The 14,124-nt window shown below is 64.0% G+C and carries 8 protein-coding genes and 1 pseudogene; all 9 read left to right on the top strand.

The window, feature by feature from the left end; genetic code table 11:
- Positions 1 to 96: 96 nt before the first annotated feature.
- Positions 97 to 813: an ABC transporter ATP-binding protein gene (locus ACPEES_RS09260; protein WP_435103184.1), complete on the top strand. Its 717-nt coding sequence runs from the start codon at positions 97 to 99 to the stop codon at positions 811 to 813.
- Positions 814 to 837: 24 nt separating this feature from the next.
- Positions 838 to 3,204, top strand: a complete 2,367-nt coding sequence (locus ACPEES_RS09255; protein ID WP_435103183.1) for an FtsX-like permease family protein — start codon at positions 838 to 840, stop codon at positions 3,202 to 3,204.
- Complete coding sequence (locus tag ACPEES_RS09250; protein ID WP_435103182.1) at positions 3,201 to 3,992, top strand: outer membrane lipoprotein-sorting protein; 792 nt, start codon at positions 3,201 to 3,203, stop codon at positions 3,990 to 3,992. Before ACPEES_RS09255 ends, ACPEES_RS09250 begins: the two co-directional genes overlap by 4 nt.
- On the top strand, positions 3,964 to 5,259 hold the full coding sequence (locus ACPEES_RS09245; RefSeq protein ID WP_435103181.1) for a hypothetical protein: 1,296 nt from the start codon (positions 3,964 to 3,966) through the stop codon (positions 5,257 to 5,259). Before ACPEES_RS09250 ends, ACPEES_RS09245 begins: the two co-directional genes overlap by 29 nt.
- 325 nt (positions 5,260 to 5,584) lie before the next feature.
- The gene (locus tag ACPEES_RS09240) at positions 5,585 to 7,114 is read left to right on the top strand and encodes a hypothetical protein (RefSeq protein ID WP_435103180.1); all 1,530 of its coding nucleotides are present in this window, start codon (positions 5,585 to 5,587) and stop codon (positions 7,112 to 7,114) included.
- Positions 7,101 to 7,847, top strand: a complete 747-nt coding sequence (locus ACPEES_RS09235; protein WP_435103179.1) for a hypothetical protein — start codon at positions 7,101 to 7,103, stop codon at positions 7,845 to 7,847. Before ACPEES_RS09240 ends, ACPEES_RS09235 begins: the two co-directional genes overlap by 14 nt.
- Entirely contained in the window at positions 7,847 to 12,211 is a 4,365-nt protein-coding gene (locus ACPEES_RS09230; RefSeq protein ID WP_435103178.1) for a hypothetical protein, read from the top strand. Before ACPEES_RS09235 ends, ACPEES_RS09230 begins: the two co-directional genes overlap by 1 nt.
- Positions 12,201 to 13,277: a hypothetical protein gene (locus ACPEES_RS09225; RefSeq protein ID WP_435103177.1), complete on the top strand. Its 1,077-nt coding sequence runs from the start codon at positions 12,201 to 12,203 to the stop codon at positions 13,275 to 13,277. The genes ACPEES_RS09230 and ACPEES_RS09225 overlap by 11 nt, the downstream gene beginning before the upstream one ends.
- A 678-nt stretch (positions 13,278 to 13,955) precedes the next feature.
- Positions 13,956 to 14,124: pseudogene (locus tag ACPEES_RS09220) on the top strand (IS5/IS1182 family transposase); the annotation flags it as partial.

Here is a 14,124-nt window from a genome sequence, read left to right as displayed (position 1 = left end):
ATGCGCATCGTCCGGCCATGCCGGAATCTGCGGCATGCGGCAGCGGCGTGACATGAACCTCGGCACAATTGCCGAACAATGCAGAGGATGCTCGCCATGGAGGCAGAACGTGCAGCGCGGCAGGAAGCCGGCCCGAAGCGGCTGGCGATCGAGGTCGAAGCGTTGGAGAAATCCTACCAGGGGCCGGAGGGGCCGCAGCCCGTGCTGTCCGGTCTCGACCTGGCGGTTGCTCCCGGTGAAACGATTGCCGTGTTGGGCGTCTCGGGTACCGGGAAATCGACGCTGCTGAACATTCTCGGCGGCATCGATTACGCCGACGGTGGCACCGTCCGTGTCAACGGACGGGAGGTGACCGCGCTGTCGCCGCGGGAGCTGACACGCTACCGCGCCGAAAGCGTCGGGTTCATTTTTCAGTTCTACAACCTGATCTCCGGTCTCACGGCATTCGAGAACGTGCTCACCGCGTTGCAGGCCCTTCGCCGCACGACCCGCGAGGACGAGGCCAAATGCCGCGACGTGCTCGATTCGGTCTGGCTCGCGGAGAAAGCCGACAAGTTTCCGGGTCAGCTCTCCGGGGGCGAGCAGCAGCGCGTCGCCATCGCCCGGACATTGGTGAAAGCGAGCCCGTTGATCCTGGCTGACGAGCCCACCGGCAATCTCGATCCGCATACCGCCGACAGCGTGATGCAGCTGCTTACCGAGCGGGTTCGGGAATCCCACGCATCCATGGTCATGGTCACCCATGACCACGCAGCCACGAAGTACACGGATCGCGCCTACGAGGTCACCGACGGGCACCTCGTCGAGCGCTGAGTTCCGCCAGGACAGGGAGTAGTCATGCGCGCTACGATGACACTGGTCTGGGCGCATCGCCAGGCGTGGGGGATGCGTTACCGGCTTCTCGGTATCGCCGCCATTCTCGGGATAGCGGCGGGGCTGTTCATCGGCATCTATTCGTCGATCGACAGCCTCTATTCGACACGCGACACCTACTACCGGCAGCTGAGCGCGGCGGACCTCGAGGTGACCTTCGTGCCGTCGGATCGGGCCAATGTTCCCGATCTGGATGACGTCGAAGGTGTTGCCACGTGGACGACGCGACTGATGTCGCCGGGCCAGCTCGTCCTCGCGGATGGCAGCCGGCACGCGTCGACGGTCATCACACGCGATCTCGCCGACCCGGCCCCCATCGACGAGCTGCAGGTGCTGCAGGGAACGGGGCTCGAACGCGAAACGCCCAACGCCGTTCTCATCGAGCGAACCTTCGCCGACCACTTTGGCGTGGAACCCGGCGATGCGCTGACACTCAAGGTGGGCAATGCGCGCTACGATCTCGACGTCGCCGGCATTGCGCTAAGCCCGGACTACTTGCTCGCTCCTTCCAGCCCGAACTATTTCGTCCCCCTCAAGGGGGCGGTGGGTGTCGTCTTCGCGCCGCACAGGCTGATCGCGGACCGGCTTAACTTCTCGCTGGTCAACAGCGTGCGGGTGACCTATGCACAGGGCGCCGATCCCGCGGACGTACGCCAGCGTGTACGCGAGCGGTTGTCGGAGCGGTTGCAGATCGATGCCGTGACACCACGTTCCCAGCAATTCGGCAGCCTGTTCCTGAAGGTGGATCTGGACGCGTTCGCCATCTTCGTGCCGGCCATCATCCTGGTGTTCCTGGTGGCGACGGTGATCGTCGGGCTGTTCCTCATCGTGCGCTGGATTGCGGCACAGAAGGAGACACTGGGCGTCTACATGGCGCTTGGATATCCCAACCGCCGGCTGGTTCTCGCCCAGTGCTATCCGATGCTCCTGGTCGCCGTGTGCGCGGCCGTGATCGCCATACCGGTCGCCTACGCGACTCTCTACGATTTCGGGCTCATTTATGCAGACGCGCTCGGGATGCCGGATCCGCTACTGGCGGTACGACCTGCCTACCTGGGGCAGGGGTTGGCAGGCGTGCTGCTGTGCACGTTTCTGATGGCGGCGTGGCCATTGGCGAGGGTGCTGAGGCTGACACCACAGGAGGCGGTTCGCGGCGTGGAGGCATCGCGTTCCCGCGGCGGCGGTGGCCGGGTGATGCGTCTGGTCAGCGGGTTGCGCAACCACATTACCGTTTTCTATCCGCTGCGCAGCCTCATGCGCGGACGCGTCGTCACGGGGCTGACAGTCATCTCCGTGGGGCTCGCCCTGGGGGTGTCGCTGTCGTACCTGATCGCTGGCGATTCCTACCTGTACACCATCGACCGCGGGTTCGACCGTGACCGATGGGATGTGTCCGTCGGTTTCATGGTGCCGATGTGGTCCGACGAGCTGGGCCCTTACCGCAGCGTCGACGGCGTCTCCGACGTGGAAGGCTATTTGCGCGGAAACGTCCGGTTGAGCGATGACGGCAGCCGTGAGCCGGCACTGCTCACCGGCGTGCCCGCCGGTACGTCCATGCGGCGAACCAACATCACCAGTGGACGTGGCCTGCAGCCCGGTGACGAAGAAGCGATCGTGCTCGAATACAACCTTGCACAACGCCTTGGCGTCGAACCGGGGGATCGGCTGACCGTGGAGCGCGACGATGACACGTTCTCCGCGCAGGTGGCCGGCGTCTTCTCGGGAACCACACCCGGTGCCGTGTACGCCCCGCTTGAGACCGTGCAGCGCTGGCTCGACATGGAAGACCAGGTCACGGGTATTCTGCTGCGCACCTCGGGTGCTCCGGGGCCGGTGGCGACCGAGCTGCGGCGCATGGACCGCGTGGCGAGTGTCACCCCGAAGGATGAGCTCACCCGCAAGGTGCTCGACCTGACCTCCCAGATACTCTCGATCATCTACGTCACCACCGCCTTCAGCGTGGTCGTCGCGGTGATCATACTCATCGCCAGCACGTCCTTCACCGTCATGGAGCGGCGTCAGGAGTACGGGGTACTGCGGGTCCTGGGATTCGCGGATGGCACCGTACGGCGAATGCTCGTCGGCGAGGTGGCGTTGCTGGGATTCATGGGAATCGTTCTATCGATGCCCATCGGCTATACGATTGCACGTTTTCTGAATGCACGCCTGAGCGACGCCTGGTTTCTGGTGCTCACCGACGTGAGCTGGCAGAGCCTCGCCGTCGCCTGGCTGCCGGCACTCGTGGCGTTGCCGCTGGCGGCCGCACCGTCGGTGCGCACCATCCTCACAACGCCACTGGTTCAACTGCTCAGGCAAAGGAGGCTTGGATGAATCGTCTGCGGGTCTGCGGTGCCGCTGTCGCGGCACTGTGTCTTATTGCGGCGACGCCGGCGGTGGCGGCGGAAGATGGTGAAACGCTGGTTCGTCGCTCCGACGAGCAGCTCAAGAGCGACACCGAGGTCATTCAATACCGGATGGAGATTGTCTCGGCCGGCGGCGAGGTGGAGCAGGTTCGCGAGTTCGTCACCTACTCGAAAAACGGCGCGGACGAAGAGAGGACTCTTCAGAAATTCCAGAGCCCGCCGGTCTTCGAGGGCACGGGGCTGCTGATCGTGGACGACAACCGCGGGCAGAACGACATCTGGCTCTACCTGCCTTCCTCGCGACGGATACGGCGCATCGCAGGGCAGGAAAAGAGCAATCAGTACATGGGCACGGAGTACTCCTACGAGGATTTCGAGGACTACCAGATATCCGAGTACGACTTCCGACTGCTTCGCTCGACCGCCTGCAAGGGCACCGACGGCGAATGCCACGTCGTCGAAGCCAAACCGAGCACCGCGGAGGAGCGTGAGGCGAGTGGCTACTCGAAGAAGGTGTACTGGATCGAGACGGAGTCGCTCTATCCCGTGCGGGTGGAGCTATTCGGCGACGACGGCGACATCGTGAAAGTCGAGACGGCCAGCGGCCTTCGCCGGATCGCCGGCTACTGGCGGCCCACCCGGCAGGCCATGAAGGACCGGCGTAGCGGCCGGGAAACACGCCTCGAGATCGTCGAGGACAAGATCGATCAGTCAGTGGAAGACTTCTATGTATCGAAGCGGTTCCTGCGGCGTTGAGCCGGATAGCCGGCCGCCGCGGGTATACGCCTGCCTGATGCTGGTGCTCGTCGCGGGCATTACGACGGGCACTTCGCAGCCGTGCCGTGCGAACGGGATTCACGGAGAAATACTCTATCGGGGAGGTGTGGGGCTGACAGGTCCGGGGGAAGGCAAAGCCGTACTCAGCGACAAACTCGTCGAGCTGGGGTGGGAAACCTCGGCAGGGTTGGGGTGGAACCTCGCGGCAACGGGCTGGTATCGGCACGAAGACCGGATCGAGCCGGATACCTACGAGAAGGCTTCCATCCGCCGGCTGGAGCTCAGCCGGGACTCCCTCGACTGGTCCGTGTCGCTGGGCAAGCAGAATGTCGTGTGGGGCAAGATGGACGCTTTTCCCTTGCTCGACGTGGTGAACCCGCGGGACACCCGGGAGTTCGTGCTCGACGACGAGGTGCGTACACGAATGCCCCTCTGGCTGGGAACCGCCTCCTATTACCGGGGTGATCAGGAGATACAGGTTGTCCTGGTCCCCGACCTCGAAACCGGGCGTGTGCCCGACCGTGACGCCCGCTTCGATCCGACGCAGGGACGTCTTCCCGTCGGTGTCGAGCTTGATTTGGAGTCGGTGGCGGAGCCCGACGAAACCCCGGACAACTGGGAAGTGGGCGTGAAATGGACCGGGCGTGCCGGCCCCTGGGAGCTCTCTGCCCTGGCTTACCGTGGATGGTCCAATCAGCCGGTGTATTTCACCGAAATCTCTGGTGCGAACACGCTTCGGGTAACCCCTCGCGCAGTGCGTCAGAGTCTCTTCGGCATCTCCGGCGACGCGCCCTACGGGTCGACGGTGTGGCGCTTCGAGTTGCTCTACACGCCGAACGGCTACCGCAGCTTTATCGACGCCAACGGCGTGCCCGTACAGCGCGAGCAGGATGCGGTGCACGCGGCCCTGGGCATGGACTGGACCCCGAATAACTGGCTGATTGGCGGTCAGGTCTTCCATTTCGAGGACGACGGCGAGCCAGCGAACCTGGCGATGCCGAGCGGGAACTACGCCAGCGGGGTGATCGAGCGATACTGGCTCCAACGCCGTCTCAAGCTGCGCGTATTCACCATGGTGGGCCTGGATCAGACTGACCATTGGGTGACGGCCGAGCTCCGTTACCGTCTCCACGGTCGTTATGAGCTGACCGTTGGTGGGGACTGGCTGGGTGGCGATCAGGATGGCTTCTTTGGCCAGTTCGACGACGGCGACCGCCTAACGGCGGAAATCTCCGTGCAGTTCTGATCGCGAGCGACCACCACCAATGGCCGGCCCGCCGTCGGGACGGCTTCGTTGCCAGCTGGGCACCCGCAGCGCGCTGATCCCGACACACGGAAATCGCGACGATCTGCTCCAGGCGTCGTCGTAGACACGCCATTGCGTCGAGCTCCAGTTCAATGCCCCAGCCCTGCTCAGCTGGGGGCGCCGGGCGCGGACACCTTGCGAAGTATGCCGGCTGCGTGAGCGGGGCGGTCAACGGGGAACCGCCGTTGAGGTGTAAACTGGCGAGCTTCCTCTTGGGCCGCTGGGTCTGCCGGTGGCCGCTACCGTTTGGGCACGACGCTGAGCCATGACCGAGAAACGAACGTCGCACACCTCGCCTTCCTCCGGCGATCTCTTCACTGACGTGGCAACTGCCGCGCGGTCTACGGAACAACGCGGCGCCAGACGTCGCCGCCAAGCCGAACGCGATCGAGCGCTGACCAACCAGGCGCGCAGCCTGGTGCTGCTGCAGCCCATCTTCTGGATCGAGCAGAACCGGCATCGCCTGGGTGGTGATGAGGCGCTGTTCGAGTCCGTGGACCCGAAGGTTCTGGCATTGGCGGCTTTCGACTTCATTTCCGTGCAGATGGTGGTGGGCCTGGGTGCCAGACATGACGATGTCATCGACCACCTGTGCGGGCAGGCCTGGCGCATGAGTGCGGAACTGCCCGAGGAGAAGGCCGAGCGCATCAGCGAATACGTGCTGGACACGCTCACCAACGGCCGCGAACGGCACCGGGAGTTCGTGGTGCCGTATTTCGAGCTGAGCGAAGGGCAGTGGCGTGAACGGCGCTTCCGGCTGGTGCACTACGAACAGGCGGCCGACGGGCAACTGCGCTATTCGCTGACACCGGAAGGCATTACCGCCTACCTGTCCATGCTGGACGTGGACCCGGCGCTCATGCAGCAGGCCGAGGAATTGCTCATCGGCAAGATGGTGGAGAAGGGCTCGTTCGAGGATGCCATCTTCCTGGCCGAGCGCGCACGAACCCGCACCATTGAATACCAAACCCGTCTGGAGCGAACCCTGCGCCGGTACGAAAGCTATCCGGACGCGGTGGGCTACGACGAAATCAGCAGTCAGCTCCAGCACTCCCTGGACCACGTCTGCGAACGGGAGCGGGAAGAGGGGCAACTGCTCTCCGCGGTGAACAACCGGGACACCTCCTCACTGGATGAGGACCAGCGCGAACTGCTTGCCGATTTGCGCGACCTGCTGCAGGAGTGCCGTCGTCGCCACGCGAATCTCCAGTCGGACCTCATGGACGCGCCCGATCGCTTTCTGGACGCCCAGAACCGGGCGTTTCGCCTGCGTGACAGCAGCCGCCTGTCCAACCTGGAGCCGGAAGTGCTGCTGCCCATGCTGGAGGAAAAGCTGGGGCCTATCAGCCAGGCAGCCGAAGCCATGCATACCGCCATGAACCGGCCGATCACCCCGAGCATCTTCGACCCGGTGATCCTGCTGGAAGGCATCGCCGATCTCAGCGAGCAGGGGGAAGGCACGGATCATCGGCCGCAGGATACGGATCTGGAAGCCCTTGCGATCGACGCCGAGGCCTTCCCCAATGAAATGCAGGAACGAATGACGCGATTCATTAACGAACGGGTCGCCGAAGCCGGCGAGCTCAACTTCAGTGCATTGTTGACCCATGCGGCGGACCAGGGTCTGTCCGAACAGGAGCGCCGCTGCATCGCCTATCACATCATCTCCGCTTTCAGCCCGCAGTCCGATGCCGCGGATACCCAGGCACAGGTAGCGGGCCGGTTCAGCAGCGACCTGCTGTCCGGGGTGGAACTGGTGATCCGGCGACGGGAGGACGATCATGGCGACCAATGAGGACATCCGAAACGCGTCCCGTCTGGTGGAGAAGGGCCTGAGCTGGGGCGCCTCGCCCCAACGGGACAGCGAATACCAGAGCCTGGTGAATCGCTTCCGCGAGGATCTGGATTTTCGCGAGGTGGTTCATGCCGTGGCCAGGGGGCTGAAGCTGGAAGTGCTGGACGTGACCGCCACCGGCGCCGTCGTGGCGCCCAGCGATCCGGATAGCCTGTTCGCCCAGCGCATGGCGGAATTCCGCGCCTCGCTGGGGCGGGACACCCAGAACACCAATCGGGCGGTGTTCGTGGTCATCCAGGTGGCCGTGGCGTCGGCGTTTTATCCCACCGCTGACGCCATTGACGACCCGGACATCACCCCGCCCAGCGCCTCCGCGACGGAAGTGCGCGAGCGGGTGACGGAGCTGTGCCGTCGCCTGAAAAAGCTCGCCGACGAGGACCCGGAAAGCCTGCCCATGGATCTGCGCCCGACGTGGCGCTACCTGCTGGAGCTGCCCGCCACCATGCCGCAGTCCGATCGCGCCAGTCCGTCGTCGCTGCAGGGGTTGGTCCAGATTGTGTTGAACCATCTGGAGAACCAGAAGTTATTGCTGCAGCAGGAACGACGCGGCGGTGAAGAGGGCTTCTATGTGCCCACCGATCGCTACCGCATCCTGCTGGCGCGCAGCACGGGCACGTTGCTGCGGACCCTCCATGAGATTGCTACTGAACGTCGGGACGAGGAGACGGCCTGATGTATCGAATTCGCCGTGTGCTGTTGAGCCGCGTCGGTTACCAGGAGGCCTGGTACGACGGGATGGTGATTCCGTTCATTAATGCTGAGAACAGCGAGCCGGACCACACCATCATCAACCTGGAAAACGGCGGTGGTAAAACCACGCTGCTGTCGCTGATTGCCTCGTGCTTCGTGCCGGAGCAGCGCAAGTTCATCCAGCATCTGCAGAAACCCCATCACCACTTTCGGGACTACTTCGACCGCGTCCCCGGTGTCATTGCCATCGAGCTGGATGCCAGCAATGCCGATCTGGTGGAAAGCGACCGCCGGCTGGTGATCGCGCAGTGCGTGGTGGTTCGCGACAATCAGGAGCTGGACCGGGACTTCTTCCTGTTCGACGCCCAGCCCGGATTTGGTTTCGACGAGCTGCCGTTCGCCGGCCTGGGGAATGCGTTCACCGTCGACACCCGGGAGCAGCTCAAGAACTGGCTCAAGCGCGCCCCGGCCGAGAATGCCTCGTTCCAGCACACCGACACCCAGAGCGACTGGCAGAAACTGCTGGACAGCAACGGGGTGGACCCGTGGCTGGTGGAAAAACAGGTGGATTTGTGCAAGACGGAAGCGGGCCTGGACGTCTTCAGCAAGTTCGAGTCCGAAGACCGCTTCATGCACGCCTTCTTCGACATGGTGCTGGACAGTGACAGCGGCGCCGCCGTGTGCGATGCCCTGGGCCAGACCATCGAGAAGTCCCGCCAGTACCCTGAGCAGAAGCGCCGCTCGGAATTGCTGCACGAATTCGTCTCGCGCCTGGAGACCTTTGGCGAATCCGCCGGCGAGTACGTCACTGCCGAGGGCAGGTTGCGACAGGCGGAAGCCCACGTGCTGGGCATGGCCGCGGCCATCGAAGCGCGTATCGAGATCGAGGCGTCGAAGAAGGTGCGCGCCGAGGCGGATCTGGAGACCATCAGCCAGCAGTTACTGGACGTCCAGCAGGCCGCCAAACAGGCCCAGGTGTACTACGAGACATTGGAAGATCTGCGGCTGAGCCGACTGGTCAGCGACAACGAGGACCTCGTCGCCGAGATCGCCAGGAAGGTCGAGGTCCTGCGCGGTGAGCTGAGCTGTATCAAGGCTGCCGATTACCTCACCGCGCTGCGCGTCAAGGAAGCGGAGGTCCGCTCCAAGCGGGAACTGCTGGAGAGCAAGAGCGCCGAGCTGGCCCCGGTTCGAGAGCGGGTGCGCGCCGCGGGCAGCGCCCTGCGGGCGCGCTTGCAGGTGGATGTGGATGCCGAACAGGCTCGCATCGACGATCTGACCGGACAGGTCGAACGCCTGGACGAGCAGGACGCCCAGCTCAAGACCGACCAGAAACGTCTGGAAGGCGAACAGGCCGAAGCACTCAAAGAGCAGACCCTCTACCAGGAGCGTCTGGACCAGTACGAGCGTGCCCTGAACCGCCTGCGCGAAAGCGGCATTCTGGTGGAGCACGAAGCGCCCAAAACGGCGCTGGAGCGCAATGAAGAGCGCCTGGCCGACAACGAGGAACAACGCGAGCGCGCCCAGCAGGAACAAGCCCAACTGCAGCAACGCCGTCGCGAACAACAGCAACAGCGCGAGAGCGTGCAGGCCCGCCTGAGCCAGCACCGTGCGGACGCCAAGCAGGTACGCGACCAGCTGACCGAGGGCGAGACGGAGCGCGACCGCATTGCCGGCGACGACGAGCTCAAACGCCTCCTCGGCACCGACGACATCGATCCGGCCTTGGACTGGGTCTACGAGCGCCTCACCGAACTGGCGGAAAAGCGGGACAGCCAGCGGCGCCGGCTGGATAACGACATCAACGCCCTCCAGCGGGATGTGGAGCGCATCCGCGAGACCGGCCTGGCCCCCGGCGATGCGGATACCGACAAGGCGCTGACCTTCCTCCATGAGCGCGGCTTCGAACAGGCACGGGACTATCCTGGCTATCTCGCCGATGGCGTGACGTCGAATGCCGAGGAAACCCGCCGGCTGGTCAACAGTGATCCGGCGCGCTATCTCGGCGTGGTGGTCTATCGCGACGAGGATCTGGACCGCCTGCGCGAGACCGATTTCGCCGATCTCAAGTTGTCCAAACCGGTGGTCGTCTCCAAGCCGAGCACCGACGCGGCCGACGCCGGCGACGATCGCCACGTTATCCCGGCGGCCCACGATGCCGTCTACGACCGCAACGCCGCCGCCGAGCTTCTGTCGGAAGCGGACGAGCAGTTGGCCGGCCTGCAGGAACAGCAGGCGCGGGTCAAGCAGGAAAGCGAGGTCATCAATGGCCTGCGCGAAACCATTCGCGATTACCGCCGCCGATTCGGTGGCGACCGGCTGGAAAACCTGCGCCACAAGCTGGCGGAGCTGGACGAGGGCATCGCCAGAGCCGACGAAGAGCTGGACGCCATTAACACCGCCGCCGAGGACCTGGAGCGGCAGGAGGCCACCCTCAAGTCCCGCCTGGAAGGTTTGCGTGGCGACGCCCAGGAACTGCAGAAAGTCATTCACGAACTGCGGACCTTCCTGCGCGACCACGCCGATGCCCACGCCGAAAACCGGCGCCTGCTGGCCGAAGTCCGGGATCGCCTTACCCGCGTCGGCGAACAACTGGCCGAGGCGCGGCAGGGCGTGGAGCGCAATGCCTCCCTGCGGGAGTCACTGAACGACCAGCGCCGCGATGCGGAGACAGCACGGTCCAATCTGCGGCAGCGGTTTGGCGCTGTGGACTACCACCTGGCCGACGAATCCGGCCAGTCCGCCCCGGATGCCAGCCTGGAAGAGCTTCAGAGCGCCTACGACACCCTGCTGCAGACCCTCCACGAAAGCGAGGACAAGCTGGATCTGGAAGGCCTGCAGAACCAGCTCAAGGTGGCTCGCGAGCGAGCCAACGAGGCGCACCGGACGTATGAGCACCATCTGGGTGGCCAGCGCGAGGCCGACGTGGCGGCATTCGTCGGCAAGAATCTGGATGCCGAGACACAGCAGCGTCAGACCGAACTGGAGCGGGCGCTGGAAGAGAAGGGGGCAGCGGAATCCGCCGTTACCACCGCCCGCAACCAATTGGTCAGCTTCCGCTCCGAGCGGCACCACAAACAGGAAAAGGCCAACATCCCCAACGACGTGGCCGAGCTGCCGCTGGAAGAGCTCGGCGCGGTCAGCCGCCGCGCCGAAAGCGAGGCCCGAGAAGCCCGGGAACGCCGTGACGCCATCTCCCAGGATCGCGAGCAGCAGCGCAGGGCCGTCGAACGTATCGACGCGGGAATTTCCGACCTGCAGCAGGCCCGGAAAGTGCTGCCTCACGTGGACAGTGAAGTGACCATGGAATCCATGGACCTGAGTACCGAGACCATCGAAGCCATCGGTGCTCAGGCGGATGCGGCCAAGGAATACCACACCGGCGCCACCGGGCAGCTCAAACAGGCCGGAGAGATCGCCGGCAAGGCCTATCGGCCGGTTCACGAATTCCTGAGTTCACCGGAGTTCGAGCAGCACGAACCGCGCATCTGCCGCAGCATGGCCGAGGCGGGCACCCACATCGCGTCGGCCTGCCACAACGCCAGCCGGTTCCTGGACGCCGCGCGGACCCGTCAGCGGGCCGTGAACGAGATCCTGGAGCGGTTGAAGGGGCACGTGGACGTGGTCATCAACCGGCTCATGAACTTCGCCAACGAAGCTATCGTGCTGCTGGATCGGGCCTGCCGATCCCGCGTGCCGGACGGGGTGCCTTACTTCGGCGGCAAGCCCATCATCAAAGTGCGCCAGCAGCTCAAGCGGGTCGAGTACAGCGAGCGCCAGCAGGCGGTGGACGGCTATATCCGCGAGCTGATCGAAGCGGGAGTGACGCGCACGGACCCGGCCAAACTGGCCACGGAGTTGCTGCAGAAATACGCTGAGGTGCATCGCGGCGATCGGGAGCTGGGCATCCAGCTCCTCAAACCGGCGGACGCCAACCCGCACTATGTGCCCATCACCCGCCACGTGGGCTCCGGCGGTCAGGGCATGACCTCGGCCATGCTGCTGTATCTGGTCATGGCGGATATCCGTGCCCAGATGCGCGCCCTGAGCATGGGCGGTGGCAAGGCTTACGGCTTCCTGCTGGTGGACAACCCCTTTGCCAAGGTGAACAGCCCGTCGCTGTTGCTGCCGCAGGTGGAAATGGCTACGCAACTCGGTGTGCAGCTCATCTTCCCCACCGGGATCCAGGACTACAACTCCCTCCGGACGCTGCCCCACGTGGTGCGCCTGCGCAAAGCGGGCAAGGACCGAAACACCGGCCGCATCGTGCTGGAAGTCGCTGATTGGACGTTCCATCGCGGGAGTGCAGCAACCGAGGAGGCACAACAGGTGGCTCATGGCGGATGACGGGCAGGATGCGAACCGGCTGTTGGCGGAATTGCAGGCCTACGGCCGGGTGAAGATTGCGCTCAATACGGTGCAGACCTGCTACCGGCGGCTCTGGCCGGATGAGAGCCAGAGCGCATCGGGCCGCCAGCGGCTGAGGTTCCTGCTGGAGCGACTGGAAGAGCAGGGTAGCCTCGAGTGCCCGAAAGCGCCGCATCTCTGGCGCCCGGGCCGACCGCCCCTCCCGGACCATGTGAGGCTGCGGGGGATGCGGGCGGACTCGACGGCCGTCAAACAGCGTGATCAGGAGTCGTGGCTCCCCGAAATGGCCTTTGCGGCGAGTCTGCGTAATGTGCAGCAAATCGGTGCCGCCCGGGCCATTAACGCTTTTCTCAAGCAACGGCCGGACCTGAATCCGCCGATACCGCTTCGGGAGCGCTCGCTACAGATATTCGGCGACGAAAAGCGGCTCGACACGCTGGCGGACGCCCGGGGCTATCTGCTCAACGGCGGGGTACATCTCACGGATCTGGGCTGCTTCCGGGTGCCCCAGCCGATTCCATTCGAAGCGGGGCCGCAGGGCAGTGCCGGACGTCCGTTACTGGTGGTGGAGAACCATCATTCCTATTGGTCCGTGAAAGAATGGAATGCACGCAGCCGGCGGTATGCGGCGGTGGCCTACGGCTCCGGCAACGCCTGGTCTCGTGCATCCGCTGCTGGTGAAGCCGGTTCGGGGAGTTACCTGGACTTTATCGTCCGGGAGGTCGGCGCCGTCGAGATACGATACTTCGGCGATCTGGATCCCGCTGGTGTAAAGATCCCGTACGACATCAATGCCAATCGCGAAGCGGCAGCATTGTCACCGGTTTTGCCGGATGTGCCAATGTATACGGCGCTGCTGAAACGCGGCACTCGCCGGCCTTTGAAAGAGGACAAAAGGCGGAATGGTCATCGTCGGGCGGTACGCGAATGGTTGGGAAGCGAGCTTGTCGATCAAGTGGAGACCTTGTTCGATGAAGGCCAATGCCTGCCACAGGAAGGTCTCACATATGCCGACTTAATGAAAGGGATGGTGGATTCCTTTTAGAGGGTATTTACAAAATTTGTCTTTGACATTTTAGACCTTGGTTGCGGCACCCGGTGTAATCCTCGGAACCAACGTTGCTCGCACTTGGGATCAGGCTGATGACGCCCACCACGACCTTGTCACGGAGTCGGCGTTGGCGTGTCGGCAGCACCTCCACGCCGTAGTGGCTTGCCAGACGCTGATAGGAGGGTTTCAACTCGGGTTCGTGGCGTTGCGCCGTACACTTGCCGCAGCAGTAGCGTCACGCCCGGGCGGCGCAGCTTCCGGTGGATATGGGCCAGTGTTGGCAGCCCGTGCTCTTGGAGGATTGGGCCGAGAACCACCGATCCATCGGCAGCCGGTTCGTCATCGAATGGAACCCCTGCTCGGCAAATGCACGCGTCGTCCCACCCCCGGACATTCGGAGGCCCGCAGAGTTTGCGAGCCGTTCGGTTGGAGCCCCACCGGCCCGAATGAACTTCGGTCTTTCCGGCCGGTTCCCATACGGAAATACGGATGGTATATGGTCTCGTTGACTTGCGTAACAAAAGCGAGTTAACTAAGGTTTCGTTACGTAGTCGGTTCTGAAAAACTCGCAACCGACTGATGCGGCGTAGATTTCGGCGTTTCCCAGCGTTCTGTAATTGCCGGTTTTTGGTACGCTCAGAGCAGTTTCCCTGCAATAACGGACGGTGTTGGATGGGTCCTCGGGACGAGCGGCGCACGCCGCAGGACGATCTCTTCCGCAGTGAGCTGGTGAACCTCATCAACCTGGAGCACCCGCTGGTCAAGCTCGCTGAGCGTATCGACTGGTCGGTGTTCGAGCGCGAGTGGGGCGAGCTGTTCGCCTCGCCGACGGGCCGCCCGG

This window comes from Arhodomonas sp. AD133 (genome assembly GCF_051195215.1).
In the GTDB taxonomy this organism is placed as follows: domain Bacteria; phylum Pseudomonadota; class Gammaproteobacteria; order Nitrococcales; family Nitrococcaceae; genus Arhodomonas.
This window is presented reverse-complemented; position numbering and strand designations above follow the sequence as displayed.